At 66.7% G+C, this 24,479-nt stretch carries 26 protein-coding genes; 12 read left to right on the top strand and 14 right to left on the bottom strand.

What is annotated here, in order from left to right:
- Positions 1-215 precede the first annotated feature (215 nt).
- A complete protein-coding gene (locus ACLBWH_RS04100) occupies positions 216-1,121 on the bottom strand; it encodes an NAD(P)/FAD-dependent oxidoreductase (protein WP_447797477.1) in 906 nt (301 codons plus the stop codon).
- A gap of 115 nt (positions 1,122-1,236) precedes the next feature.
- On the opposite strand from ACLBWH_RS04100, the gene trmD reads away from it, so the two are divergent.
- Complete coding sequence (gene trmD, locus ACLBWH_RS04095) at positions 1,237-1,962, top strand: tRNA (guanosine(37)-N1)-methyltransferase TrmD (RefSeq protein ID WP_322847557.1); 726 nt, start codon at positions 1,237-1,239, stop codon at positions 1,960-1,962.
- Positions 1,963-1,966: 4 nt separating this feature from the next.
- Complete coding sequence (rplS, locus tag ACLBWH_RS04090) at positions 1,967-2,359, top strand: 50S ribosomal protein L19 (RefSeq protein WP_038660889.1); 393 nt, start codon at positions 1,967-1,969, stop codon at positions 2,357-2,359.
- 58 nt (positions 2,360-2,417) lie between these two features.
- On the opposite strand, the gene ACLBWH_RS04085 is transcribed toward rplS, so the two are convergent.
- Genes ACLBWH_RS04085 through ACLBWH_RS04075 form a run of 3 tightly spaced genes read right to left on the bottom strand, consistent with a single transcriptional unit; the run spans position 2,418 to position 4,616 of the window.
- Positions 2,418-2,768 carry a hypothetical protein gene (locus ACLBWH_RS04085; protein ID WP_447796970.1) on the bottom strand — a complete coding sequence of 117 codons (351 nt, stop codon included), beginning with the start codon at positions 2,766-2,768 and terminating at the stop codon, positions 2,418-2,420.
- Positions 2,761-4,308, bottom strand: a complete 1,548-nt coding sequence (locus tag ACLBWH_RS04080) for a PepSY domain-containing protein (protein ID WP_447796968.1) — start codon at positions 4,306-4,308, stop codon at positions 2,761-2,763. Before ACLBWH_RS04080 ends, ACLBWH_RS04085 begins: the two co-directional genes overlap by 8 nt.
- Positions 4,305-4,616, bottom strand: coding sequence for a hypothetical protein (locus tag ACLBWH_RS04075; protein ID WP_447796967.1), 312 nt, complete (start codon positions 4,614-4,616; stop codon positions 4,305-4,307). The genes ACLBWH_RS04080 and ACLBWH_RS04075 overlap by 4 nt, the downstream gene beginning before the upstream one ends.
- Before the next feature lie 451 nt (positions 4,617-5,067).
- Here ACLBWH_RS04075 and ACLBWH_RS04070 point away from each other — a divergent pair, with 451 nt between their 5' ends.
- A complete protein-coding gene (locus tag ACLBWH_RS04070; protein ID WP_447796965.1) occupies positions 5,068-5,475 on the top strand; it encodes a VOC family protein in 408 nt (135 codons plus the stop codon).
- Between the two features lie 129 nt (positions 5,476-5,604).
- Positions 5,605-6,171, top strand: coding sequence for a hypothetical protein (locus ACLBWH_RS04065; RefSeq protein WP_447796964.1), 567 nt, complete (start codon positions 5,605-5,607; stop codon positions 6,169-6,171).
- Positions 6,172-6,367: 196 nt separating this feature from the next.
- On the opposite strand, the gene rpoD is transcribed toward ACLBWH_RS04065, so the two are convergent.
- The 3 genes from rpoD to ACLBWH_RS04050 all read right to left on the bottom strand — a co-directional run bounded on the left by rpoD (position 6,368) and on the right by ACLBWH_RS04050 (position 11,222).
- Positions 6,368-8,404: an RNA polymerase sigma factor RpoD gene (gene rpoD, locus ACLBWH_RS04060; RefSeq protein ID WP_322847563.1), complete on the bottom strand. Its 2,037-nt coding sequence runs from the start codon at positions 8,402-8,404 to the stop codon at positions 6,368-6,370.
- Positions 8,404-10,284: a DNA primase gene (dnaG, locus tag ACLBWH_RS04055; protein WP_447796962.1), complete on the bottom strand. Its 1,881-nt coding sequence runs from the start codon at positions 10,282-10,284 to the stop codon at positions 8,404-8,406. Before dnaG ends, rpoD begins: the two co-directional genes overlap by 1 nt.
- Positions 10,285-10,769: 485 nt before the next feature.
- Complete coding sequence (locus tag ACLBWH_RS04050) at positions 10,770-11,222, bottom strand: GatB/YqeY domain-containing protein (protein WP_322847565.1); 453 nt, start codon at positions 11,220-11,222, stop codon at positions 10,770-10,772.
- A gap of 144 nt (positions 11,223-11,366) precedes the next feature.
- On the opposite strand from ACLBWH_RS04050, the gene carA reads away from it, so the two are divergent.
- The 4 genes from carA (at position 11,367) to greA (ending at position 16,708) form a co-directional block, all read left to right on the top strand.
- Complete coding sequence (gene carA, locus ACLBWH_RS04045) at positions 11,367-12,566, top strand: glutamine-hydrolyzing carbamoyl-phosphate synthase small subunit (protein WP_447796959.1); 1,200 nt, start codon at positions 11,367-11,369, stop codon at positions 12,564-12,566.
- Positions 12,563-12,829 (top strand): hypothetical protein, encoded by a 267-nt coding sequence (locus tag ACLBWH_RS04040; protein ID WP_322847567.1) that lies wholly within the window; start codon positions 12,563-12,565, stop codon positions 12,827-12,829. Before carA ends, ACLBWH_RS04040 begins: the two co-directional genes overlap by 4 nt.
- Entirely contained in the window at positions 12,829-16,152 is a 3,324-nt protein-coding gene (carB, locus tag ACLBWH_RS04035) for a carbamoyl-phosphate synthase large subunit (protein WP_447796957.1), read from the top strand. Before ACLBWH_RS04040 ends, carB begins: the two co-directional genes overlap by 1 nt.
- 79 nt (positions 16,153-16,231) lie before the next feature.
- Positions 16,232-16,708: a transcription elongation factor GreA gene (gene greA, locus ACLBWH_RS04030; protein WP_322847569.1), complete on the top strand. Its 477-nt coding sequence runs from the start codon at positions 16,232-16,234 to the stop codon at positions 16,706-16,708.
- 419 nt (positions 16,709-17,127) lie between these two features.
- Here the strand turns inward: greA and ACLBWH_RS04025 are convergent, their stop codons facing one another.
- From ACLBWH_RS04025 to ACLBWH_RS04005, 5 genes are all read right to left on the bottom strand, one after another.
- Positions 17,128-17,358 carry a DUF4170 domain-containing protein gene (locus ACLBWH_RS04025; RefSeq protein ID WP_322847570.1) on the bottom strand — a complete coding sequence of 77 codons (231 nt, stop codon included), beginning with the start codon at positions 17,356-17,358 and terminating at the stop codon, positions 17,128-17,130.
- A 113-nt stretch (positions 17,359-17,471) separates the two neighbouring features.
- Positions 17,472-17,855, bottom strand: a complete 384-nt coding sequence (locus tag ACLBWH_RS04020; RefSeq protein ID WP_322847571.1) for a hypothetical protein — start codon at positions 17,853-17,855, stop codon at positions 17,472-17,474.
- A gap of 42 nt (positions 17,856-17,897) precedes the next feature.
- A complete protein-coding gene (locus ACLBWH_RS04015) occupies positions 17,898-18,233 on the bottom strand; it encodes a DUF3618 domain-containing protein (protein ID WP_447796954.1) in 336 nt (111 codons plus the stop codon).
- Positions 18,230-18,571 (bottom strand): phage holin family protein, encoded by a 342-nt coding sequence (locus ACLBWH_RS04010; protein WP_447796952.1) that lies wholly within the window; start codon positions 18,569-18,571, stop codon positions 18,230-18,232. Before ACLBWH_RS04010 ends, ACLBWH_RS04015 begins: the two co-directional genes overlap by 4 nt.
- Before the next feature lie 8 nt (positions 18,572-18,579).
- Positions 18,580-19,035 carry a hypothetical protein gene (locus ACLBWH_RS04005; RefSeq protein ID WP_322847574.1) on the bottom strand — a complete coding sequence of 152 codons (456 nt, stop codon included), beginning with the start codon at positions 19,033-19,035 and terminating at the stop codon, positions 18,580-18,582.
- A 137-nt stretch (positions 19,036-19,172) separates the two neighbouring features.
- Here ACLBWH_RS04005 and eno point away from each other — a divergent pair, with 137 nt between their 5' ends.
- Positions 19,173-20,450: a phosphopyruvate hydratase gene (gene eno / locus ACLBWH_RS04000; RefSeq protein WP_447796950.1), complete on the top strand. Its 1,278-nt coding sequence runs from the start codon at positions 19,173-19,175 to the stop codon at positions 20,448-20,450.
- A 74-nt stretch (positions 20,451-20,524) separates the two neighbouring features.
- Positions 20,525-20,806 (top strand): FtsB family cell division protein, encoded by a 282-nt coding sequence (locus tag ACLBWH_RS03995; RefSeq protein ID WP_322847576.1) that lies wholly within the window; start codon positions 20,525-20,527, stop codon positions 20,804-20,806.
- 159 nt (positions 20,807-20,965) lie between these two features.
- Here the strand turns inward: ACLBWH_RS03995 and ACLBWH_RS03990 are convergent, their stop codons facing one another.
- Positions 20,966-21,358 carry a hypothetical protein gene (locus tag ACLBWH_RS03990; RefSeq protein ID WP_447796948.1) on the bottom strand — a complete coding sequence of 131 codons (393 nt, stop codon included), beginning with the start codon at positions 21,356-21,358 and terminating at the stop codon, positions 20,966-20,968.
- Between the two features lie 279 nt (positions 21,359-21,637).
- Here ACLBWH_RS03990 and ACLBWH_RS03985 point away from each other — a divergent pair, with 279 nt between their 5' ends.
- On the top strand, positions 21,638-22,075 hold the full coding sequence (locus ACLBWH_RS03985; protein ID WP_447796947.1) for a hypothetical protein: 438 nt from the start codon (positions 21,638-21,640) through the stop codon (positions 22,073-22,075).
- A 185-nt stretch (positions 22,076-22,260) separates the two neighbouring features.
- Here ACLBWH_RS03985 and ACLBWH_RS03980 read toward each other — a convergent pair whose 3' ends face one another.
- A complete protein-coding gene (locus ACLBWH_RS03980) occupies positions 22,261-22,614 on the bottom strand; it encodes a response regulator (protein ID WP_447796945.1) in 354 nt (117 codons plus the stop codon).
- Positions 22,615-22,850: 236 nt separating this feature from the next.
- On the opposite strand from ACLBWH_RS03980, the gene ACLBWH_RS03975 reads away from it, so the two are divergent.
- Positions 22,851-24,422 (top strand): alpha-N-arabinofuranosidase, encoded by a 1,572-nt coding sequence (locus tag ACLBWH_RS03975; RefSeq protein WP_447796944.1) that lies wholly within the window; start codon positions 22,851-22,853, stop codon positions 24,420-24,422.
- The last annotated feature ends 57 nt before the right edge of the window (positions 24,423-24,479 follow it).

Raw genomic sequence — 24,479 nt, 5'->3', positions numbered from 1 at the left:
CGCGCCACCTCCCCCTAGCGGGGGAGGAATTATTTAAGCCTCAATCGACGCCGGCGACCCACGGTCCGGCCTCACGCTCACGCTGTCCTACACACCGCCGCGCTGCTATGACCCGCGTCGCTCCTTCTCATCGCCGACTCACGATCATCGCAAAAATGGAAACGATAGGAGTGGATCGTTTCGCTTAAGGTGTCCAACTTGTCCATGTTGGTCGTCTACCGCCGGATCGGCTGCCGCTCGCTGAGCAGGTTGCGGATCGTCGTCGCCGCGACGCCGGCTTCGCCCATCGCGTGGCTGATCTGGTCGAGGCCCTTCACCACGTCGCCGGCCGCGAACAGCCCGGGGATGCTGGTGCGCTGATGGTCGTCGACCTCCAGACACCCTTCCTCACTCGCCTTCGCGCCCGCGGCGACCGCGAGCCGCGACCGGATGCGCGATCCCAGTGCCGGATAGACGCTGTCGAACGCCATCCGCCCGCGTGCGGTGTCGAGCGCCAATTGGTCGCCTTCGATTGCCCAGCCGCCGCACGGTCCCTGCACCCGCGCGATCCCCGCCTCGTCGAGCTTGGCCGCGCAGGCCGCGTCGAGCAGATGCTCCGCCTCCGGCGAGATCAGCGTAACGTCGCGCGTATAGCCACGCAGGAAAAGCGCTTCGCGCGTGCCGTGATCCCCGGTGCCGATCACGCCGACCCGCTTGTCGGTGACCTCATAGCCGTCGCAGATCGGACAATAACGGAACAGGCCGCGTTCCAGCGCCGGGTCATGGACGTCCGGCAGGATATTGGGCCGATGATTGACCACCCCCGTCGCCAGCAGCACCGTCCGCGCACGATAGCGGCCATGATCGGTGACTACCTCGAAATTCTCGCCGTCGGGCTCGATCGCGGTGACCTTCTTCTCCTCACGATGCGCGCCGTATTTCTCCGCCTGCGCCAGCATCAGCCCGAGCAACGCCTTGCCGGCGATACCCTCGGGATAGCCGGCATGATTGTGCGTACACGGGATCATCGCCGCCCGGCTCGACCCGCTGTCGAACAGCCGGATCGAAAGATGGAAACGCGCCAGATAGATGGCAGCGGTCAACCCCGCAGGGCCGGCGCCGATGATGATGCAATCGTCCATAGCCACCCCGGACGCGGCAGCCACGCTCTGGTTCCATTGATGTCAGGACGGGCATCTATATACGGCGCCTCAGAGACGGGGCGGTCGCCATGACGCCCGTGGAAAACTGGACCCGATGACCTTCGCCGCGACGATCCTGACGCTGTATCCCGAGATGTTTCCCGGCCCATTGGGCGTGTCGCTCGCCGGGCGTGCGCTGCGCGAAGGGGGGTGGCGCTGCGAACCCGTCCAGATCCGCGACTTCGCCACCGACAAGCATCGCTCGGTCGACGATACGCCGGCGGGCGGCGGCGCGGGGATGGTGCTGCGGGCCGACGTGCTCGCCGCCGCGATCGACAGCGTCGCCGACGATCGCCCGATCCTTGCGATGACGCCGCGCGGCCGGCCGCTGTCGCAGGCCCGCGTGCGCGAGATCGCCGGCGGCCCCGGCGTCATCGTGCTGTGCGGCCGGTTCGAGGGGTTCGACGAGCGCATCTTCGAAGGCCGCCGGATCGAGGAGGTGTCGATCGGCGACTATATCCTGTCGGGCGGCGAGATGGGGGCGCTGGTGCTGCTCGATGCTTGCATTCGATTGCTCCCCGGCGTAATGGGCGCGGCTTCAAGCGGTGTGGACGAGAGCTTCGAAACGGGGCTGCTCGAATATCCGCAATATACCCGACCATTCGATTGGGAAGGGCGCACGATCCCCGAAGTGCTGCGATCGGGGGATCATGCGAGGATCGCGGCCTGGCGCAAGTCGAAGGCCGAGACCGATACACGGCTACGGAGGCCGGACCTGTGGGAGCGCCATGAGGGTGCTCGGGTCCAGCCTCCCTCTGGCGCGCGGCGAACGAAGGACTGAAGACATGAACCTCATTCAGCAGCTCGAAGCCGAGCAGATCGAAAAGCTGACCGCGAAGCGCGCGATCCCCGAATTCCGTCCCGGCGACACGCTGAAGGTCGGCGTGAAGGTGGTCGAAGGCGAGCGCACCCGCGTCCAGAATTACGAAGGCGTGTGCATCGCGCGTTCGAACAAGGGCATGGGCTCGTCGTTCACCGTGCGCAAGATCAGCTTCGGCGAGGGCGTCGAGCGCGTCTTCCCGCTGTATTCGCCGAACATCGATTCGATCGACGTCGTCCGCAAGGGCGCCGTGCGTCGTGCGAAGCTCTACTATCTGCGTGGCCGCACCGGCAAGTCGGCGCGTATCGCCGAGCGTCGCGACACGCGTCCCGCCAAGGGCAGCGTCGCCGCGGAGTAATCCGCCGCTACCGGTGACAGACAGGGCGCGGGAGGTCTCCTCCCGCGCCCTTTTTGCGTCAGCCGTTGGCGGTGGTCTGCGACCGCAGCATCGCCTTGGCCGAGGCGATCGTGCGGCGCTTGGCGAGCAGCAGCCAGCGGACCGGTGCCATCGCATGGCCCGGCTGCGCGGACAGCGCGAGCACGACCACCACCGCGCCGATCGAGGCGCCGGTCAGCAGGTGGACCCAGCGTTCGCCGGTCAACGGCGCGCCGCAGTGGAGCAGCGCGACCGCGAGCAGCGCCGATGCGACGCTGCGGAGCAGGCGGACGTCGCCGCGGCCGTTCGTCCCGGCCTCTCGCCGGAAGCGGAACGAGGCGCCGGCGAACAACAGCCAGGCGGTGGCGGAGAGCAGGATGGTCTCAGGCATGGATCGTCTCGGCTTGGCGGGTACGGCGGGGGACCTGGCGCGGTGGCTTGCCGGCGCGCCAGCTCGCGACGCCGAGCAGCAGCGCGATGGCGAGCATCGCGAGGTCGAAGGCGGCGAACAGCAGGTCGCCGGCGAGCAGGGAGCCGGGCAGGCCGCGGCTGGTGGTGAGCGTGTCGGCAACGGGGATCGCGAGGAAGACCAAAGCGGCGAGCGCGAACCCCTCGGGCCAGGCGCGGCGGGCGGGGCGGGCGAATTGGGCGAGCGCCACCGCCGCCCAGGTCCAGAACATCGCCTTGACCTCCCACTCGGCGCGACCGGCCATGTCGGCCGGAATCAAGCGGTTGGCGAGCAGGAATGCGGCCATGCCGATCGGCAGGCCGACGATCGTCGCGATGTTGAGCCGCTCGACCAGTTTCAGGCCGAAGAACGGCGTGGCGTTCGGCCGGCGCCGCGCCGCGGTCCACAGCAACAGGCCGGTGCCGACCATCGCCGCGCCGGTCAGGCCGAGCCCGAACAGCGTCCAGCGCAGCGCCGGCCCGGCGAATTGCGCGACGTGCAGCCCCAGCATCACCCCGGCGGTGGCGAGCGCCGGTCCGGGATCGCCCGCCTGCGCGATCAGTTCGCCAGAGCTGCCGGCATAGGTCAGCGACGGACCGCGGCCGTTGAGCGAGGCGCGCGGCGTGCGATAGACGGTGACGGTGGCGGCGGCATCATTGGGGTTGGTGACGACGACCCGCGCGGCAGGCGCGCCCCAGCGGCGCTCGGCATCGGCGACGAGCGGTGCGACCGCGACCAAAGGCGCGGCGCGCCCGGTGGCGGGCTGTTCCGCCGGTATGCCGTAAGCGGCGTTATAGAAATTCTCGGGCTTGGCGTAATTGGCGGTGACCGGCCACGGCATGTACATCGCGATCAGCGTGATGATCCCGGTGTAGGTGATGACCGCATGATAGGGCAGCGCCAGCACCGCGGAGACGTTGTGCGCGTCGAGCCAGCTGCGCTGCCCCTTGTTCCAGCGCAAGGTGAAGAAGTCCGCGAAGATGCGCTTGTGCGTCACCACGCCCGAGATGATCGCGCCGAGCATGAACAATCCGCACAGGCCGGCGAGCAGGCGCCCCCAGGGGTAGGGCAATTGCAGCTGGAAGTGGAAGCGGTAGAAATGCTCGCCGCCGCGGGTGTCGCGGCCCTCGACGGGCCGGCCGGTGGCGCCGTCGAGCACCAGTTCCTCGCGGCGGCGGGGCTTGGCGACGGCCTTCGCATTGGGCTGTTCGTAGACGCGGGTGACGACATCGCGCGCGCTGGGCAGCATGATGAACCAGGACGCGTCGCCGGCGCCGACGCCTTGCAGATAGGCGACTGCGCTGCGTGCGGCGGTGGCGGCCGGCACCGGGGTGGCGGCGATCTCGGGCTGCATCCAGCGGGTGATCTCGGGGCGGAAATAGCTCGCGGTGCCGGTCAGGAACATCGCGAACAGGATCCAGCCGGCGACCAGTCCGAGCCAGCCGTGGATCCACGCCATATTCTGCCGCAAAGTGCCGTTCACGGCCGCAGCCCGAGCAGCCAGACCAGCCCGCCGCCGAGGATCGCGGTGCCCCACACCCGGGCGGCGACGCGGCCGAGTCGCGGTTCGTGGAAGCACCACAGGCCGATCAACGCATAGAGTAGCGCGGAAAGGATCATGCCCAGCGCGGTCGCCTCGGCCCGGTCGATCGGGAGCAGCCGGGCGAGCAGCGTCGCGAGTGCCGCCGCAGCGCCATAGCCACCGACCAACGCCGTGATGCACCGGGCGACCATCGACCAGCGCGCCGTCGCGGCCGGCGCCGGCGTCGGGCAGGGCGGTGTCGCCTGCATCAGCATCGAAGGGTCGTCGGGGCGGCCATGGCGCGTCTTATAGACAGTCTTGCGAACGCCTATCAATAGCGTAATTTTTTTGCCCGGCGGAATGAGGCGGAATTGCGGCAACATGGACAAGATGGACACCTGAATGGAAACGATCCTAGATCATCGTTTCCGTTTTGGTGCCCGAGTGCGCGACTCTTGCTCGGCGGGTCGCGGGGACGCGAAGACTGCAGCGATGAGAAAGAACGGATGCAAGGTAACAGCGCCGATCCGAATAGGACAGAGGGCGTCCGAACGTTGAGAAGCGGACTGGCGTCAATCCAGCAGACTGGGCGCAAGGTGAATGTCATTGCAGGAGGCCCGCTCCACCCATAGCATTCGTCCAACGATGGGAGAGGCTTATGTGGTGTTTGCCAGTCGCAAATCTTGACCGGTCCCTGCCGTCATGTCGTCGGTAGCGCCCATGTCGACCCCGGCAGAGCCCGTCGGCAGGATAACCGGCATCGGCGGGATTTTCTTCAAGAGCAAAGACCCGAAGGCGCTGATGGCGTGGTACCGAGACATTCTGGGAATCAACGTCGAGCCTTGGGGCGGAGCTTTATTCCCTCACGACATGCCTGGGCATCCGCCGGTACTGACCTTGAACGTCTTCAAGGAGGATTCCGACTATATGGCGCCCTCCAGCCGCGACTTCATGTTGAACTTTGCGGTGGATGACCTTGCGGCTTTCCTCGCGCGGCTCGAGGTGAAAGGCGTGGGGGTGCTGAAGCGGGATGACAGCGATCCAAGCGGCAAGTTCGCGTGGATCGTCGATCCGGACGGCATGAAAATAGAGCTGTGGCAGCCAGCGCCGGAACCCGAGACAAGATGAGGCGCGGCTCGCCTGCCTGACTGTCCGTTTGTGGGTGTCAGCGGCGAGCCCGCTTTTGGCGGAGAACGGAATGGCAGCTTTGTAGTCGCAAGAGGTGGAAAGCTGCCGCCATTGTGGCATTGATGACTCATGATCGATGCTGGGGAATCTGGGGTACCGTATCCGAGCAATGTCGCGGGACCCATCGATGACTGGTCTGAAGCGATCTACTCGGCTCTTCGCGATTGGGACGTCGCCCGAGACGGTGAATGGACCCGTTGGAACCCCGGTTATCTCTTGCTCACCATTACCTGCGTTGCAGGGAGCGAGATCGAGCCCGTCGTTCTCTATACTGCGGACGAAGAGTTGACCGTGAATTTTGGATACTGGGAGACGCACAATCCAGCTCCATACGAGCTCTGGGACGCTGAAGCAGACGTGATCGCAGAGCATGCAAAGTTGCTTGTCTCCCGGTGGCTAGACGGATGCATACGCACCGCCGTAGTCACTGGTGCGAAGGGCAAATGGTGCGGAACCACTACAATCGAGCCGGGGGAGCTTGCGCCGCAGTTAAAAGCTGCTGCACGTTGGGTGCGTGAAACCCATCCGGAGAAGGTGGAAGTTCGCACTCCCGTAATACGCGATTGGAAGAGCTACGCTGTCGAGCCAGATTGGCTGAAATTGCCTGCGCTCTCGCCTGATCGGCTTCCTGAATAACTCCGAGCCAATGTCTAATTTCTGGCAAGGGCGAAAGGCGACCGAACGTCTGTAATTGGGGGCAGGCGGCCATGGGATTGGACACCCAGCTCATCGACGACGGCACCTATCTGATCGCCCCGTCGGAACGGCGCATAGGAAAAGGGCCGCCGGATCGTCTCCGGCGGCCCTTTTGCCGACATTGCCGTTGCCGGCGTTACTGGTCGAGGAAGCTGCGCATCTTGCGGCTGCGGCTCGGGTGCTTGAGCTTGCGCAGCGCCTTCGCCTCGATCTGGCGGATGCGTTCGCGCGTCACGCTGAACTGCTGGCCGACCTCTTCGAGCGTATGGTCGGTGTTCATGCCGATGCCGAAGCGCATGCGCAGCACGCGTTCCTCGCGCGGGGTGAGGCTGGCGAGGACGCGGGTGACCGTTTCCTTGAGGTTCGCCTGGATCGCCGCGTCGACGGGGATCACCGCATTCTTGTCCTCGATGAAATCGCCGAGGTGCGAATCCTCCTCGTCGCCGATCGGCGTTTCGAGGCTGATCGGCTCCTTGGCGATCTTCATCACCTTGCGCACCTTTTCGAGCGGCATCGACAGCCGCTCGGCCATTTCCTCCGGCGTCGGCTCGCGGCCCTGCTCGTGGAGGAACTGGCGGCTGGTGCGGACCAGCTTGTTGATCGTCTCGATCATATGCACCGGGATGCGGATCGTGCGCGCCTGATCGGCGATCGAGCGGGTGATCGCCTGCCGGATCCACCAGGTCGCATAGGTGCTGAACTTGTAGCCGCGGCGATATTCGAACTTATCGACCGCCTTCATCAGGCCAATATTGCCCTCCTGGATGAGATCCAGGAATTGCAGGCCGCGGTTGGTGTATTTCTTGGCGATCGAGATGACGAGCCGCAGGTTCGCCTCGACCATCTCCTTCTTGGCGATGCGCGCCTCGCGCTCCGCCTTCTGCACCATGTTGACGATGCGGCGGAATTCGGTGAGCGCCATGCCGGTCTGCTGCGAAATCTCGCTGATCTCGCCGCGGATGCGGTCGACCGCATCGGCCTCGTTGGTGGCGAAGGCGGTCCATTTCTTGTCGAGCTTGCCGACCGACTGCAGCCAGGTGTCGTCCATCTCGTGGCCGACGTAACGGTCGAGAAAGTCCTTGCGGCTGACCTTGTGGCGCTCGGCGAGGCGCAGCATCTGGCCGCCCAGCGCGGTCAGGCGCCGGTTGAAGGCATAGAGCTGGTCGACGAGATATTCGATCTTGGCATTGTGGAACTGGACGCTCTCGACCTCGGCAGTGAGGTCCTCGCGCAGCTTCTGGTATTTGCGCTCGTCCGCGGCGGACAGCTCGCCGCCGGCCTGCATCGCGTCGAGGCGCGCCTGCTGGATCTTGCTGAACTTCTTGTAGAGCGCGGTGATGTTGGCGAACCGCTCGAGCGCCTGCGGCTTGAGCGTCTCCTCCATCTGCGCGAGGCTGAGCGTATTGTCCTCATCCTCGTCGTCGGACGGACGCGGGGTGCGGCTCTCCCCCGATTCATCGTCCTCGTCGGCCGACGGCTCCTCGGGCTCTTCCTCTTCCTTGAAGCTGGCGCCGGCGGTCTTCTCGCTGATCTCGCCCGATTCATCGTCCTCGGCACCCTCGACCTGCTCGGCCGACGGACCCTTGGACAGCATCGCGTCGAGATCAAGGATCTCGCGCAGCTGCATCGTGCCCTCGTTGAGCGCGGTCGACCAGTCGATGATCGCGTTGAAGGTGATCGGCGATTCGCACAGGCCGAGGATCATCGTGTCGCGACCCGCCTCGATCCGCTTGGCGATGGCGATCTCGCCCTCGCGGCTGAGCAGCTCGACCGCGCCCATCTCGCGCAGGTACATGCGGACCGGATCGTCGGTACGATCGACGGTCTCTTTCTTCTTGGTTTCGAGCGCGGGCGCCGCGGAGCCGTCGCCGTCGGCCTCGACGGGCTCGGCCTCGTCGTCCTCGGCCTGCTCCTTGTCGTCGCCGTCCTCGCCGGCTTCCTCGTTCTCGACGATGTTGACGCCCATCTCGTTCAGCGCGGACATGATGTCCTCGAGCTGGTCGGACGACATCTGATCCTGGGGCAGCGCCTCGTTGAGCTGGTCGTAGGTGATGTAGCCGCGCTTCTTGGCGCGGGCGACCAGCTTCTTGATATCGGCGTCATTGAGGTCGATCAGCGGCGCGTCGGTCACGTCCGCACCCTCATCGCCACCGTTACCGTTAACCTTCGCCATCAATTACCCTCGGATCCAAACGATCGGGCGTCTTCGTTCGACTGCACCAGATTTGCAAGTCGAAGCTCCAAGCCCTGTTTCTCTTTCACCAACGCCACTTGTCGTTCGAACGCCTCGGCGGTGAAGTGCGCCTGCATCGAGGCGGTCGCTTCGCCGAGCGCCATGTCCACTTCGGGGCGCGCCACCATGATGGCGATCGCTTCGTCGAGGTCGGCACGGGCGCGGGCGGGGTCGCCGCCGCTTTGCGTGAACGAATAGGGCATCGTATCGGCTCTCAACAAATCGCTTGCGATCGCATCAAAACCGGATTTCGCCAATATGGTGCGCAGACGCGCGCTATCAAGCGCCTGGTCCTCCAGCGCGACGTCGACCACCGCCTCGAACAATCGGCCGAGCGCGCCGCCGATCAGCTTGAGGCTGCCGAGCACCTCCATGTGCCGCGCGATCTCGACCGGGTGACGGATCAGCCCGGCGAGGATCGCCTTGGCGATGACCGGGTCGATGCCGGCGGCATGGAACGCCTTCACGTCCTCGGTCGGCGGCGCGATCGGCTGTTTCCACTGGCCGTCGGGGCCACGCTTGCCCTGCGCGCGCGGGGCGGCGGGGGTGAAGGCGCGGCGCTTGGGCGCGAAATGCTCGTAGAAGCGGTTCTTGAACTCGTTCTCATATTCCTTGCGCACCGACGGGTCGGCGATCGTCGCGGCGAGTTCGTGCAGCCGCTGCTTGAGCCCGGCGCGCTGTTCGGGCGTGTCGAGCGGGCCGGCGGCGACCTCGCTCTGCCACAGGCGCTCCACCAGAGGTTGCGGTTGCTGGAGCAGCGCCTCCATCGCCTGCCGCCCGCCGGACCGGACGAGGTCGTCGGGGTCCTGCCCCTCGGGCAAGGTGACGAAGGCGAGGCTGCGGCCGTTGCCGAGCATCGGCATCGCGCGGTGCGCGGCGCGCAACGCCGCCTTCTGCCCGGCGCTGTCGCCGTCGAGGCAGAGGATCGGCACTTCGCTGATCCGCCACAGCCGTTCGAGCTGCGCCTCGGTGAGCGCGGTGCCGAGCGGGGCGACGGCGTCGTCGATCCCCGCCTGCGCCAGCGCGATCACGTCCATATAGCCCTCGACGACGAGGATGCGCGCCGACTTGCGCGCGGCGGGGGCGGCGCGATCGAGATTGTAGAGCGTGCGGCCCTTGTCGAAGAGCGGCGTGTCGGGGGAGTTGAGGTATTTGGGCTCGCCCTCACCGATGACGCGGCCGCCGAAGGCGATCGTCCGCCCGCGCGCGTCGCGGATCGGGATCATCAGCCGGCCGCGGAACCGGTCGTAGGGCTCCTTGCCGTCGACCTGGATCAGCAGGCCGCATTCGACCAGCGCGGGGTCGCCATAATCTTTGAGCGCGGTCTTCAACTTGCCGCGGCTGTCGGGCGAAAACCCCATGCCGAAGGCGCGGGCGGTTGCCGGCGTGATGCCGCGCTTGGCGAGCACTGCGCGCGCCTCGGCGCCGCCGATGCCGTTCATCTGCTCGGTGAACCAGGTGGTGGCGTCGGCCATCGCCTCGTGCAGGCCCTTGGCGCGCTCGGCCTTGGCGGCGGAGGCGCGGTCCTGCGCGGGCATCTCCATGCCGGCGGCCTGCGCGAGTTCCTTGACCGCGTCGATGAAGGGCAGGCCGCGCTGGTCGGTCATCCACTTGATCGCGTCGCCGTGCGCGGAGCACCCGAAGCAGTGATAGAAGCCCTTGTCGTCGTTGACGTAGAAGGACGGCGTCTTCTCGTTATGGAACGGGCAGCAGCCGCGCATCTCGCGGCCGGCCTTTTGCAGCTTGGTCGTCTTGCCGACCAAGGCGGACAACGACGTGCGGGCACGCAGTTCGTCCAGAAAGGCAGGGGAGAGACTCATGCCGTGATTTTACCATGCGCGCTGCAGCGGCTTTCGGCAAGCTGGTTTGGGGGCTGGGGCAGGTTTGTTTCACGCGAAGACGCGAAGACGCGAAGGCGCGAAGAGAAGAAGGAAGTTGGTTCACGCGAAGGCGCGAAGGCGCGAAGGTGTCGTGCGTCGGGGAGGGCGCGCGCGAAAGACGCAAGGTTAGGGAGAGCTGCCGCTTTCCCGATTCGTCATCCCGACGAAAGTCGGGACCCATGGACGCGCTGGGGGAGCGGTGGCGCGGTACGTCCGGGCTTGCCGCGACCACGGGCCCCGGCGTTCGCCGGGGTGACGAATGGAGGGAGGGGGGCGGCATGCCCACGACCGCGATCCCTCCGCGCGCTCTGCGCCTCTGCGCGCAAACCCCTTCTTCTCTCCGCGCCTCCGCGCCTCCGCGTGAACCTCTTCGCGGCTTCGCGTCTTCGCGTGAACCGATCTTCGTCGCGTCTTCGCGTGGAGGCTTAGGACAAAGCCGCCTTTACTAGGCCGCTCGCCTTGCTCATGTCGAGGCTCGCGGCATGGCGTGCCTTCAGTTCGGCCATCACCCGGCCCATGTCCTTCATGCCGGTCGCGCCGAGTTCGTCCTTGATCGCGAGGATGGCGGCGGTGGTGTCCGCCTCGCTCATCTGTGCCGGGAGGAAGCGTTCGATCACCGCGACCTCCGCCTTTTCCGCATCGGCGAGTTCCTGGCGGCCGCCGGTTTCGTACATCGCGATCGATTCGCGGCGCTGCTTGACCATTTTCTGCAGCACCTCGACCACGACGGCATCGTCGTCGGGCGTGCTGCCGCTGGTCCGCAGCTCGATGTCGCGGTTCTTGATGGCGGCCTGTATCAGGCTGATCGCATTGCGCGATTCCTTGTCGCCGGCCTTCATGGCGGTGACCTGGGCGGCCTTGATGTCGTCGCGAATCATGGGGAAGCTCTCGAAGAAACACTGGAAGCGGTCGAGCCTAGCGGAGGAACGCCTGCCCGTGAACCGGTTGACCTGACGGGGGCGGGGGTCTAGCGGGCGCCTCTTAGCGACATAGACGAAATCTGTAGGAGTGCCCGCCAAGCCATGGCCGACGCCAAGCCCATTGCCATGCCCGCAAAGCCTGACGGCGCGACGGGCGTTCTGGTCCTCGCCAACGGCGAGGTGGCCTGGGGCCGCGGCTTCGGGGCGGAAGGCGCCGCGGTCGGCGAGGTGTGTTTCCACACCGCGATGACCGGTTATCAGGAGATCATGACCGACCCGAGCTTCGCCGGGCAGATCATCACCTTCACCTTCCCGCATATCGGCAACGTCGGCGCCAATCCCGACGATGTCGAGGCCGATGCGCCGCACGCGCTCGGCATGATCGTCCGCGAGGACGTGACCGCGCCGTCCAACTTCCGCAGCGTCGAGCGGCTCGACGGCTGGATGCAGCGCCACGCACGGATCGGCCTCGCCGGGATCGACACGCGCGCGCTGACCCGCCGCATCCGGTCGGGCGGGGCGCCCAACGGCGTCGTCGCGCATTCGGCGAGCGGCGAGTTCGACCTCGACGCATTGCTGGCGATGGCGCGGGGCTGGCCGGGGCTGGAGGGGATGGACCTCGCCAAGGAGGTCTCCACCGCGACGCATTACGCCTGGGGGGAAAGCCGCGAGGGCGGGCCGTGGCGGCTCGGCTTCGGGTATGACCGCGACGGTGCCGGCGAAGGCGCCCGTCCGCACGTCGTCGCGATCGATTACGGCAGCAAGCACAACATCTTCCGCAACCTCGTCCACGCCGGGGCGAAGGTCACCGTGCTGCCCGCCGCGGCGACGTTCGACGAGGTGATGGCGCTCGGCCCCGACGGCATCTTCCTGTCCAACGGCCCCGGCGATCCCGCCGCGACCGGGGACTATGCGGTGCCGGTGATCCGGCGGTTGCTCGACACCGGCACGCCGCTGTTCGGCATCTGCCTCGGCCATCAATTGCTCGGCCTCGCGGTCGGCGCGACGACGACCAAGATGTTCCAGGGTCATCGCGGCGCCAACCATCCGGTCAAGCGCCTGTCCGACGGCGCGGTCGAGATCACCAGCATGAATCACGGCTTCGCGGTGGAACGCGACAGCCTGCCCGCCAACGTCCGCGAGACGCACGTGTCGCTGTTCGACGGCTCGAACGCGGGGCTCGAGCTGACCGACCGGCCGGCATTCTCGGTGCAATATCACCCGGAGGCGTCGCCGGGGCCGCAGGACAGCCTGTATCTTTTCGAGCGGTTCGTCGGGTCGCTCGGACGGGATGCACAGTGAGCGTGTTGCTCGCGCTTGCCATGCATAGCGCGATGCCGATGTCGTCCCCGTCTGCGAAAGTCATCGCCGCTCGGTTGGATGCCATAGCCAAGACTTGCGGCGTCCCACGCCGATGGCTCGGACAGCGCGGCCGAGAAATCGTCTTCAAGGGGCCACCGGATGGTGATCCGGCGAAGCTCGAATGTGTGTTGAAGAAGATGAGTGCGATGATCGACGCGGCGAACCGCGGGATCGGCGACGCACCTACTCCGAAAGAAGACTGATGCCCAAACGCACCGACATCTCCTCCATCCTCGTGATCGGCGCGGGGCCGATCGTCATCGGGCAGGCGTGCGAGTTCGATTATTCGGGCACGCAGGCGATCAAGGCCCTGAAGGAAGAGGGCTATCGCATCGTCCTGGTCAATTCGAACCCGGCGACGATCATGACCGACCCCGAGCTGGCCGACGCCACCTATGTCGAGCCGATCACGCCCGCGGTGGTCGCCAAGATCATCGAGAAGGAGCGGCCCGACGCGGTCCTGCCGACGATGGGCGGGCAGACCGCGCTCAACACCGCGCTGGCGCTGTTCCACGACGGCACGCTGGAGAAGTTCGGCGTGCAGATGATCGGTGCCGACGCCGAGGCGATCGACAAGGCCGAGGACCGGCTGAAGTTCAAGGACGCGATGACCAAGATCGGGCTCAACAGCGCCCGCTCGGCGATCGCGCATACCGTCGAGGAGGCGCTGGCGGGGCTCGAGGTCACCGGGCTGCCGGCGATCATCCGGCCGAGCTTCACGATGGGCGGCTCGGGCGGCGGCGTCGTCTACAACCGCTCCGAATTCGTCGAGATGGTCCGCAAGGGCCTCGACGCGTCGCCGACCACCGAGGTGCTGATCGAAGAATCGCTCCTCGGCTGGAAGGAATACGAGATGGAGGTGGTGCGCGACCGCAAGGACAATTGCATCATCATCTGCTCGATCGAGAATGTCGATCCGATGGGCGTCCACACCGGCGATTCGATCACCGTCGCGCCGGCGCTGACGCTGACCGACAAGGAATATCAGATCATGCGCAACGCATCGATCGCGGTGCTCCGGGAGATCGGCGTCGAGACCGGCGGCTCCAACGTCCAGTTCGCGGTCAATCCGAAGGACGGGCGCCTCGTCGTCATCGAGATGAACCCGCGCGTGTCGCGGTCGTCGGCACTCGCGTCGAAGGCGACCGGCTTCCCGATCGCCAAGGTCGCCGCCAAGCTGGCGGTCGGCTATACGCTCGACGAGATCGAGAACGACATCACCGGCGCGACGCCGGCGTCGTTCGAGCCGACGATCGACTATGTCGTCACCAAGATCCCGCGCTTCGCCTTCGAAAAGTTCAAGGGCGCCGAGGCGGTGCTGTCGACCGCGATGAAGTCGGTCGGCGAGGTGATGGCGATCGGCCGCAACATCCACGAATCGATGCAGAAGGCGCTGCGCGGGCTCGAGACCGGCCTGTCCGGCTTCAACGCGGTCGAGCGGCTGGTCGGCGCGCCGCGCGCGGAGATCGAGGCGGCGCTGGCCGTCGCCACGCCGGACCGGCTGCTGGTCGCGGCGCAGGCTCTGCGCGAGGGCTTCACCGTCGCCGAGGTGCATGCGATCGCCAAGTTCGATCCGTGGTTCCTCGAACGGCTCGCCGAGATCGTCGCCGCGGAGGACGAGGTCAGCACCAACGGCCTGCCGATCGAGGCGGTCGGATTGCGCCGGCTGAAGGCGATGGGGTTCAGCGACAAGCGTCTGGCCTATCTGGCGCTTCAGTCGGCCAATCTGCGCGGCAATGCGCGTGGCATCGCGCGCGGCTCGGGGCTGATCCACGACGCGGTGGTCGCGATGACCGGCGGCGTCACCGAAGACGAGGTGCGCAGCCTGCGCCACCGGCTCGGCGTGCGTCCGGTGTTCAAGCGGATCGACACCTGCGCGGCGGAGTTCGACGCCAAGACGCCGTATATGTATTCGACCTACGAGGCGCCGAGCTTCGGCGAGCCCGAGGACGAGAGCATGCCGTCGGATCGCCGCAAGGTGGTGATCCTGGGCGGCGGCCCGAACCGGATCGGGCAGGGCATCGAATTCGACTATTGCTGCTGCCACGCCTGTTTCGCGCTGGCGGACGTCGGTTACGAGACGATCATGATCAACTGCAACCCGGAGACGGTGAGCACCGATTACGACACGTCCGACCGCCTGTATTTCGAACCGCTGACCGCCGAGGACGTGCTGGAGATCCTGCACGTCGAGCAGAGCCGCGGCGAACTGGTCGGGGTGATCGTCCAGTTCGGCGGGCAGACGCCGCTCAACCTCGCGCGGGCGCTGGAGAAGGCGGGGATCCCGATCCTCGGCACCAGCCCGGATGCGATCGACCTGGCAGAGGACCGCGAGCGGTTCGCGGCGCTGGTCAACAAGCTGCGCCTCAAGCAGCCGGCGAACGGCCTCGCGCGCAGCCGCGACGAGGCGGTCGCGGCGGCGGAGCGGATCGGCTACCCGGTGCTGATGCGGCCGAGCTACGTGCTGGGCGGGCGGGCGATGGAGATCGTCGATTCGCTCCAGCAGCTCGACGATTACATCCAGACCGCGGTGCAGGTGTCGGGCGATTCGCCGGTGCTGATCGACCAATATCTGCGCGACGCGATCGAGGTCGACGTCGATGCGATCTGCGACGGCGAGGATGTCGTCGTCGCCGGCCTGTTGCAGCATATCGAGGAGGCGGGCGTCCATTCGGGCGACAGCGCCTGTTCGATCCCGCCGTATTCGCTGACCCCCGAGACGATCGCCGAGATCGAGCGGCAGACGGTGGCGCTGGCGCATGCCCTGTCGGTCAAGGGGCTGATGAACATCCAGTTCGCGGTCAAGGACGGCGAGGTCTATCTGATCGAGGTCAATCCGCGTGCGTCGCGCACCGTGCCGTTCGTCGCCAAGGCGATCGGCGTGCCGATCGCCAAGATCGCCAGCCGGGTGATGGCGGGCGAGAAGCTGAAGGACCTGCCGCCGATCGACCGCCACATCGATTATTATGCGGTCAAGGAAGCGGTGTTCCCGTTCAACCGCTTCCCCGGCATCGATCCGGTGCTGTCGCCCGAGATGAAGAGCACCGGCGAGGTGATGGGGATCGATCCCGATTTCACCACCGCCTTCGCCAAGTCGCAGCTCGGCGCGGGCACGGTGCTGCCGACCGGCGGCACGGCGTTCGTCAGCGTCAAGAGCGGCGACAAGCCGCATATCGTGCCGGCGGTGAAGTCGTTGCTCGCGCATGGCTTCAAGGTGCTGGCGACCGGCGGAACCGCGGATTATCTCGAAACCGTCGGGTTGAAGGTCGAGACGGTCAACAAGGTGGCGCAGGGCCGGCCGCACATCCTCGACCGGATCATGGACGGCGAGGTGACGCTGATCTTCAACACCACCGAGGGGTGGCAGAGCCTGAAGGATTCGAAGCCGATCCGGCAGGCGGCGCTGGCGCAGAAGATTCCGTATTTCACCACCGCGCCCGCCAGCGTGCAGGCGGCAGCGGCAATAGGGGTCACGTCCCTTGAAGTACGGCCGTTGCAATCCTACTATTCGCAGTCGCACAACTGATCCCGACATAATGACGTGATGTGCGGGGCGGCCTCTCGATAGGTACGCCGCGGGGTATGAGTGAATTGGGGACGTAGATATGGCGACCGTCGAAAAGATGCCGATGCTCCAGGAGGGCTATGACACGCTCGTCGCGGACCTGAAGCGTCTGAAAGCCGAGCGTCCCCTGATCGTGGACGCGATCGAGGAAGCGCGGGCGCACGGCGATCTGTCCGAAAACGCCGAATATCATGCGGCCAAGGAACAGCAGGGCCAGAACGAGGCGACGATCAGCGACATCGAGGACAAATTGTCCCGCGCGCAGATCATCGATCCGCTGGAGCTGTCGGGCGACAAGGTGGTGTTCGGCGCGACGGTGACGCTGCTCGACGACGATGACAAGCCGGTGAAATACCAAATCGTCGGCCAGACCGAGGCGAACGCCAAGACCGGGCGCATCTCGTACAATTCGCCGCTGGGCCGTGCGCTGATCGGGCGCCGGGTGGACGACGAGGTCGAGGTGTCGGTGCCGGCGGGCGATCGCTATTACGTGGTGTCGAAGGTCGAGTTCATCTGATCTGAGTCGCGCGGGGGCGTGCGCGCGGCTTAGCCGGTTGGCGGGGGCGTTTTTTCATACGACTCCGGGCGCCGTGTCCTCCCCCTCCGTCAGGCCTGCGGCCTGCCACCTCCCCCTGGCGGGGGAGGACTGTTTCGTGTGCTACTCTTTCGTCATCCCGGCGGAGGCCGGGACCCATGGATACGATGCCATCGGCGTGGGGGTGCCTCACGCCCGTTCCGTCCCCATGGGTCCCGGCTTTCGCCGGGATGACGAGTGAAAGGGGGTCTGCCCCTCTGAAACGACGTTATCCCCGCGCATGCGGGGATCCATCAACGCTGATGTAGCGATGGGATCGCCTGGGTCCGCGCGTCTGGATCCCCGTCTGCGCAGGGACGACCATCATCGTTGGGTTTCGAAGGCCTAAACCGCCCCGCGCCTCACGCCGTCGGCGGGGTCAGCAGTTCCGGCTCAAGCAGGCGGTGCAGGTGGACCACCACGAACTTCATCTCGGCGTCGTCGACGGTGCGTTGCGCGTTGGCGCGCCATGCCTTTTCGGCGCTGGCATAATCGGCGAAGATACCGACGACCTCGAGCTTCGACGGGTCTGCGAATTCGAGGGTGCGGGGGTCCTTGACGCGGCCGCCGAAGACGAGGTGGAGCTTGCTCATGCGCGTATCCCGGGTGTGAGGGTCAAGCCCGACGCCCTAGCGTGTTGCGCTGCGATATTGAACCCCCGACGCCATATGCCGCCGCCGGAGGCTCCGGCGGCGGCGAGGGGGCGTCAGCCCTTGTTGGCGGCGGTCTTCACCGCGGCCGAGCCGGCGGTGGTCGCCGCCTTGGCGAGGCCCTGGAACAGCGACTTGACCTGATCCTTGGCCGCATCCTTCGACAGGCCGGCATTCTGCAGCTCGCCGGTGCCGGCTTCGCGTGCCGCCTGGATCGCACCGCGGGCGCGCTCGCCGAGCGTGCGGCCGAGCGGCGCGAGCAATTCCTTCTCCTTCTCCGAACGCGGGATCAGCGCGCCGGCGAGCGCGCCGATCGCGAGGCCGCCCGCGACGATGGCGAGCGGATTGTGCTCGACCGCGTCGGCGGTGCGGCGGGCGGCGTCGGTCGCGACGTGCTTGGCATCGTCGATACGGGCGTGGATGTCGTGATTGTCGGTCATGCGTCTATCCTTCGTGCGGGGGCGCTATGCGTCGGTACGGGGTCAGTCCTGCGGGCCGAGACCGGGTTCATGGTCGCGGTGGCCGGGCTTGTGCTTGGGTTTGCGGCGGAACAGCGCGGCGATGCGATGGCGAGCGAGGAACAGGCCTGCGACCGCGGTCGCGCCGGCGACCGCACCCGGGTTGCGCACCGCGGTGTTGAGGCTGGCCTGCGCCGCCGCGCCACCCTTGTCGGTGAACTCGCGCGCCGCCTGCAACGCGAGCGCGCGCGGGTTGAGTCGGACCTGCAACTTGCCGAGCGTCGCGTTCAGCCGTTCGCGTGCAGCCAGTGCCTCGGCTTCCGCCTCGGCGAGCCGCACCGTCGGGAGCGGCGCGGTCATCGCGGCGTGCCCGGTGCGAGCCGGCCCTTACCGATGATCGCCAGCACCGCGGCGATCGCGAACACGCCGATCACCACCGCGGCGGTAGCGAGGCCGGGGCCGATCAGCGTCGCCAGGCTGAGGATCAGCCCGACGAGCAAGGCGATCAGCCCGGCGAGCGCCAGCACCGCGGCGACGACGAAGAAGACCGCGGCGTTCTTGTAAGCGCTGGCGCGCTCGCCGACGCGCGCCTTGACCAATGCCACCTCGGCACCGGCAAGACCGCGCGCGTCATCGACGAGCTGCGTGACGAGCGTCGCGATGCCCTCGTCCTCGGTCATCGGCTGGATCGTCGCCATGGAGCCGATCAGGCCTTGTTGCCGTCGATACCGGACTGGACGAGGCGGGCGACCGCAAAGCCCAAAGCGGCAGCGACGCCGACCGCGACGCCGGGGCTCTTGCGGACGAACTCGCGTGCCTCGTCGAGCAACTCCTCGGTGTCCTTGCCCTTGAGCTGTTCGGCGAAATTGGACACGGCGCCGGCGGCGGTGCGGGCATAGTCTCCATATTGCGCGCCGAGCTTATCGTCGACTTGCTGCGCGGCGTCGTTGATCAGCGTCGACAACTGGTCGAGCCCGCCGACCGCGCGTTCCTTGCCGGTATCGGCGAGGGTGCGGATCTTGTCGGTCGCCTGCGCGCCGTATTTGGACGAATAGTCCTTCACCGTCTGCTTGGCCTGATCGGTCTTGCTCGCGCCGGCGTCGATGACGTCCGCGGCGGTCGTGTCGCCGTCGGTGACGGTCGTGAAATCGGTATCGGCCATGGCTCACCCTTTCCTATGTTCGACACGCTCAACCCCGGCCCAAGGGACGCGGTTCCCTCGTCGTCGCGGAGATTGCCGCGACCCGACCGGCGCGGTAGAGCGCGCGCATCACGCCCCAGAGGTAGGAGCATCGTTACGTGACCGCAATCATCGACATCCATGGCCGCCAGATCCTCGACAGCCGGGGCAACCCGACGGTGGAGGTCGACGTGCTGCTGGAGGACGGCAGCTTCGGCCGCGCCGCGGTGCCGTCGGGCGCCTCGACCGGCGCGCACGAGGCGGTCGAGAAGCGCGACGGCGACAAGAGCCGCTGGGGCGGCAAGGGCGTCGACGAGGCGATCGAGGCGGTCAACGGCGAGCTGGTCGAGGCGCTGCTCGGTCTCGACGCGGAGGATCAGGCCGATCTCGACGCGGCGATGATCGAACTCGACGGCACCGAGAACAAGGGCCGGCTGGGCGCCAATGCGATCCTGGGCATCAGCCTCGCCGCCGCCAAGGCGGCGGCGGAAGCGCGCGGCATGCCGCTCTATAAGTACGTCGGCGGGGTTTCGGCGCACGTTCTGCCGGTGCCGATGATGAACATCATCAACGGCGGCGAACATGCCGACAATCCGATCGACTTCCAGGAGTTCATGATCGTGCCGGTCGGCGCGGCGAACATCGTCGAGGCGGTGCGCTGCGGCTCGGAAATCTTCCATACGCTGAAGAAGGCGCTGCACGACAAGGGGCTGGCGACCGGCGTCGGCGACGAGGGCGGCTTCGCGCCGAACATCGCATCGACCGACGAGGCGCTGGGCTTCATCATGCAGAGCATCGAGAAGGCGGGCTATACGCCCGGCGACGACGTGATGCTGGCGCTCGATTGCGCCGCGACCGAATTCTACAAGGACGGCCGCTACGATATCTCGGGCGAGGGCAAGGTGCTGGAGAGCGGCGCGATGGCCGAATATCTCGCCGACCTGACCCGCCGCTACCCGATCTTCTCGATCGAGGACGGCATGAGCGAGGACGATTGGGAGGGCTGGAAGGCGCTCACCGACCTGATCGGCGACAAGGTGCAGCTGGTCGGCGACGATCTGTTCGTCACCAACCCCAAGCGGTTGAAGCGCGGGATCGAAGGCGGCTATGCCAATTCGCTGCTGGTGAAGGTCAACCAGATCGGCACGCTGACCGAGACGCTGGAGGCGGTGACGATGGCGCAGCGCGCGCGCTACACCGCGGTGATGAGCCATCGTTCGGGCGAAACCGAGGATGCGACGATCGCCGATCTCGCGGTCGCGACCAATTGTGGGCAGATCAAGACCGGTTCGCTGGCGCGATCGGACCGGCTCGCCAAGTACAACCAGCTCATCCGCATCGAGGAAGAGCTTGGCGATTCGGCACGTTATGCCGGTCGTGACGTTCTGAGGGCTTGATCCGGCACGAACGTCGGGCGAGGATGCAGGGCATGGCGGCACGCGGACAGAGACCATCGGCTTTCGCCCGGACGATGCGCCGGGCAGCGCTGCCGGCGCTGGGGCTGACGATCATGGCGTTCTTCGGCGCCTATGCGGTGCTCGGGCCGAACGGCATCCTCGCCTACGGCGATTACAAGAAGCAACTGGTGCGGCGCGAGAAGCAATTCGCCACGCTGGACCAGAAGCGCGCGGTGCTGAAGAACCGCGTGGCGCTGCTCGACCCGGATCACGCCAACCCGGATATGGTCGACGAGATGGTCCGCAAGGAATTGAACGTCGCGCACCCCGATGAGGTGATCGTCCCGCTGAAGTGATCGTCCGTTACCCCGGCCTTGTGCCGGGGTCCCGCTTCTTCGGACGGTAAAAAGAAGCGGGATGCCGGATCACGTCCGGCATGACGGGAATGGGAATTGCCATCGTAACATTCGATCGGCCGTAAGACATAGTCGCCTCCGCCACGGGAGGATTGCCGTTCATTCGCTGACGTGGCCGGGTCCCAGATCGGCGTCGCCGCCTTTCGGCCGGCCTTCGCCGCCGGTGACGGGATAGCCGTCGCCGGTCGCGGCGTCGGAATCGAAATCCTCGCCGGGATTGCCGCCGCCGGCGCCGCTGCCGCTGCCGTGGACCTCGCCGGTGTGCGGGTCGAACGAGGCGCGGCGGCCGTTGTCGGGCGGGATCGCCGGGTCGTGCGGCGGGGATGGGTCGCCGGGGCGGGCGGCGACGGTGCCGCTGGGGCGTTGCGCGCCCAGCGCGGCTTCGCGGTCGGCGTTATATTCCTGACCGGAATGGCCGTCGGCGCGGTCGAACGGATTGGCGGCGGGATCGCGTTCGGGATCGGCCTTGGTAGCGCGGGGGGTATCGGACATGGGGACCTCCTGATCTCTCCGCATGGCAACGCCCGGCGCTCCGCGCGTATCCGCCGACAGTTTCTCTACCGACCGGTATAAAAGCCGTTGACGACCGCCGGAGCCGCTTATATACCGAACAGTATAGAAGATGGCGGCGAGGGATCGCGGCGATCGGATGAAACACCCGGATGCCCTTCGCAGTGCGGCGGCAAAAGGGGTGCAACAAATCGCACGTATCGGTCTGCATCGCCATGGATGCGGAGGGGTGGCGTGCGATGTCGAGAAGGGAGTGACGCCATGGCTTTTCTTGCTTTTGCCGAACCGGGCAACGCCGGTTATGCGCGGGTGAGCGCGCCCGCCGCGCGGCCGGTCGTGGTGTCGGAGGCCGCACCCCAGGTGCAGCGTGCAGAGGAGGAACGGCCGGTGCTGACGGAGCTTGAGCGTTCGGTGATCGGGATCGCGCGGCAGGACGGCCTGTCGACGCTGCGCCAGCCGGGCCGGCTGACGCGCTGGCTCGGCCTGGTGTTCGGCGTGCGGATCAGCCCGCAGCTCGCCGACCCCAAGCTCGAGGCGTTGCGCCGGATCGCGGTGCTGAGCTGGAAGCGCGGCTATGCGATCGCCTCGGCCGAGGTGAAGGCGTTCCTGGCGTCGGGCTATTCGCCGGCCTTCTACGAACTGGTGGTCGATACGATCGCCTCGGCACGGCAGGCGGAAGCGCGGCGCGGACGGGCGTGAGTTGAAGGGGGCGCTGCGGCGTCCCTTTTTTTGCCTGTTCGATATTGCGTCCGGGTACTGTCTTGGTGGGTAGCGAGCGATCTTCGCGTACATCCATCGATACGCATTCTTGTGGACGGATGTCCGGGATTTGTCGGAGTGTTCGGTAGCGGCCGACCTTATGCTTCTCCCGGTGCCCCCACCTCTTACCCGAACAGCGCCGCGATCACGTCGGCGGAATGGACCGGCTTCTCGTAGCGCGGCACGCTGCGGAAGCGATCGTCGATCGTCCACGCGTCATAGCCGGTGACGAACAGGAATCTGGTGCCGGCCGCCGCCAGCAGCGCCGCGACCGGATAGCTCATCTCGCCGTGCAGATTGATGTCGAGCACCGCGCCGTCGAGCGGCGGGGCGGTGGCGAGCAGTTCGACCGCGGCGGCGAGCGTGCCGATCGGGCCGACGATCTCTGCGCCGAGGCCGCGCAGATCGCGGGCGAGGTCGTCCGCGACGAGATATTCGTCCTCGACGATCAGGATGCGCCGGCCGCGGAGATCGGTCATGCGCGCGGTCGCTCCGCCGCCGGTCGAGGGGCTGCGGCGGGCGGCGTTCGGCAGGATGTCGAGCAGGCCGGCATATCCGCTGGGCCTAGCATGTTCTTGGTGAAGCGGCGCAACATTCCGCCGCTTCCTGCCGCGGTTCGTCGCGCGGCGCCACCCATTTGTCCGGCAAATTGACGAATGGCGAATCGCGGGATAGCATCGGAGGCTCACGCGCTGGGACGCGTCAGGGGAGAGCGATGAAGGTGATGTCGAGGCTGTTGTTCTGTTCCGCGCTGGCGGTTCTGGTGTCCGGCGGCGCGTCCGCACAGCAGGCCGCGCCCGCGGCGGTGCCGTCCGACACGGTGTCGGTACGCGGCGATCATCCCGGTGCGAAATTCGACAAAAGGCTGTTCGGCCAGTTCGCCGAGCACCTCGGCACCGGCATCTATGGCGGCATCTGGGTCGGCCCGAACAGCAAGATCCCGAACGTCCGCGGCTATCGTAGCGACGTGATCGAGGCGCTGAAGGCGATCAAGGTGCCCGTCGTGCGCTGGCCCGGCGGCTGCTTCGCCGACGAATATCATTGGCGCGAAGGCATCGGCCCGCGCGGCAAGCGCCCGGTCAAGGTCAACACCAATTGGGGCGGGGTGACCGAGGACAATGCGGTCGGCACGCACGAGTTCATGGACTATTCGGAGCTGCTCGGCGCGGAGGCCTATGTCTCGGGCAACGTCGGCTCGGCGCCGCCGCGCGAGATGGCCGAATGGGTCGAATATATGACCTCGCCGACCGGATCGACGCTCGCCAAGGAGCGCGCCGCCAACGGCCGCAAGGAGCCGTGGAAGGTGCCGATGTTCGGCATCGGCAACGAATTGTGGGGCTGCGGCGGCAATATGACGCCCGAATATGCCGCCGACGAGACGCGCCGCTACGCGACCTTCGTCAAGGCGCCCGAGGGCGTGCCGATCATGAAGGTGGCGAGCGGCGCCAATGCCGAGGATTATAATTGGACCGAGGTGATGATGCAGAAGGCGGGCAACGTCTTCTCCGGAATCGGCGTCCATTATTACACCGTGCCCGGAAGCTGGGAGAAGAAGGGCGCGGCGACCGGCTTCGACGAGGAAGCCTGGGCGCGGACGCTCGCCAAGACGATGAAGATGGAGGAATTGCTCCAGGGTCATTCGCGGATCATGGACAAATACGACCCCAAGAAGCGGGTCGCGCTGCTCGTCGACGAATGGGGCACCTGGTACGATCAGGAGCCGGGATCGCATCCGGGCTTCCTCTACCAGCAGAACAGCATGCGCGACGCGGTGGTGGCGAGCCTCAACCTCGATATCTTCGCGCGCCATGCCGATCGCGTTCGCGGCGCCAATATCGCGCAGATGGTCAACGTGCTGCAGGCGATGCTGCTGACCGACGGCAACCGCATGGTGAAGACGCCGACCTATTGGGTGTTCGACCTGTACAAGGGCTATCAGGACGGCACCGTCCTGCCCGCCGAGGTCAGCTCGCATTGGTATCGCAACGGCGGGCATGAGCTGCGCGCGGTGAGTTCGAGCGCGGTGCGCGGCACCGACGGCGTGGTGCACGTCGCGCTGACCAACGTCGATCCGAACCAGCCGGCGACCGTGTCGGTGCAGCTCGCGGGGATCGCGGGGGGCAATGTGAGCGGGCGTATCCTGACGGGCACGACGATGGACGCGCACAACACCTTCGATGCGCCCGACGTGGTGAAGCCGGTGGCATTCACCGGGGCGACGCTGTCGGGGGGGACGCTGTCGGTGACGTTGCCGGCGAAGTCGGTGGTGATGCTGGATATCCGGTAAGCGACGCGGGCGGCGCCGGTGGTGCCGCCCCCGATGCCGGATGTTGCGACGGCGCCT

The sequence above is a fragment of the Sphingomonas sp. M6A6_1c genome (genome assembly GCF_053345135.1).
Note: the sequence above shows the minus strand (reverse complement) of the source record. Positions and strands in the feature narration are given on the sequence as shown.

Coding starts and splice junctions, on each gene's coding strand:
- ACLBWH_RS03980 (WP_447796945.1), bottom strand. CDS start 22,614: ATGACCGATCTCCGCGGCCGGCGCATCCTGATCGTCGAGGACGAATAT.
- ACLBWH_RS04070 (WP_447796965.1), top strand. CDS start 5,068: ATGTCGACCCCGGCAGAGCCCGTCGGCAGGATAACCGGCATCGGCGGG.
- ACLBWH_RS03990 (WP_447796948.1), bottom strand. CDS start 21,358: ATGTCCGATACCCCCCGCGCTACCAAGGCCGATCCCGAACGCGATCCC.
- ACLBWH_RS04020 (WP_322847571.1), bottom strand. CDS start 17,855: ATGACCGACAATCACGACATCCACGCCCGTATCGACGATGCCAAGCAC.
- trmD (WP_322847557.1), top strand. CDS start 1,237: ATGACCTTCGCCGCGACGATCCTGACGCTGTATCCCGAGATGTTTCCC.
- dnaG (WP_447796962.1), bottom strand. CDS start 10,284: ATGAGTCTCTCCCCTGCCTTTCTGGACGAACTGCGTGCCCGCACGTCG.
- ACLBWH_RS04075 (WP_447796967.1), bottom strand. CDS start 4,616: ATGCAGGCGACACCGCCCTGCCCGACGCCGGCGCCGGCCGCGACGGCG.
- ACLBWH_RS04065 (WP_447796964.1), top strand. CDS start 5,605: ATGATCGATGCTGGGGAATCTGGGGTACCGTATCCGAGCAATGTCGCG.
- ACLBWH_RS04085 (WP_447796970.1), bottom strand. CDS start 2,768: ATGCCTGAGACCATCCTGCTCTCCGCCACCGCCTGGCTGTTGTTCGCC.
- ACLBWH_RS04015 (WP_447796954.1), bottom strand. CDS start 18,233: ATGACCGCGCCGCTCCCGACGGTGCGGCTCGCCGAGGCGGAAGCCGAG.
- ACLBWH_RS03975 (WP_447796944.1), top strand. CDS start 22,851: ATGAAGGTGATGTCGAGGCTGTTGTTCTGTTCCGCGCTGGCGGTTCTG.
- rpoD (WP_322847563.1), bottom strand. CDS start 8,404: ATGGCGAAGGTTAACGGTAACGGTGGCGATGAGGGTGCGGACGTGACC.
- ACLBWH_RS04025 (WP_322847570.1), bottom strand. CDS start 17,358: ATGAGCAAGCTCCACCTCGTCTTCGGCGGCCGCGTCAAGGACCCCCGC.
- ACLBWH_RS04010 (WP_447796952.1), bottom strand. CDS start 18,571: ATGGCGACGATCCAGCCGATGACCGAGGACGAGGGCATCGCGACGCTC.
- rplS (WP_038660889.1), top strand. CDS start 1,967: ATGAACCTCATTCAGCAGCTCGAAGCCGAGCAGATCGAAAAGCTGACC.
- carB (WP_447796957.1), top strand. CDS start 12,829: ATGCCCAAACGCACCGACATCTCCTCCATCCTCGTGATCGGCGCGGGG.
- ACLBWH_RS04100 (WP_447797477.1), bottom strand. CDS start 1,121: ATGGACGATTGCATCATCATCGGCGCCGGCCCTGCGGGGTTGACCGCT.
- ACLBWH_RS04005 (WP_322847574.1), bottom strand. CDS start 19,035: ATGGCCGATACCGATTTCACGACCGTCACCGACGGCGACACGACCGCC.
- carA (WP_447796959.1), top strand. CDS start 11,367: ATGGCCGACGCCAAGCCCATTGCCATGCCCGCAAAGCCTGACGGCGCG.
- ACLBWH_RS04050 (WP_322847565.1), bottom strand. CDS start 11,222: ATGATTCGCGACGACATCAAGGCCGCCCAGGTCACCGCCATGAAGGCC.
- ACLBWH_RS03985 (WP_447796947.1), top strand. CDS start 21,638: ATGGCTTTTCTTGCTTTTGCCGAACCGGGCAACGCCGGTTATGCGCGG.
- ACLBWH_RS03995 (WP_322847576.1), top strand. CDS start 20,525: ATGCGCCGGGCAGCGCTGCCGGCGCTGGGGCTGACGATCATGGCGTTC.
- greA (WP_322847569.1), top strand. CDS start 16,232: ATGGCGACCGTCGAAAAGATGCCGATGCTCCAGGAGGGCTATGACACG.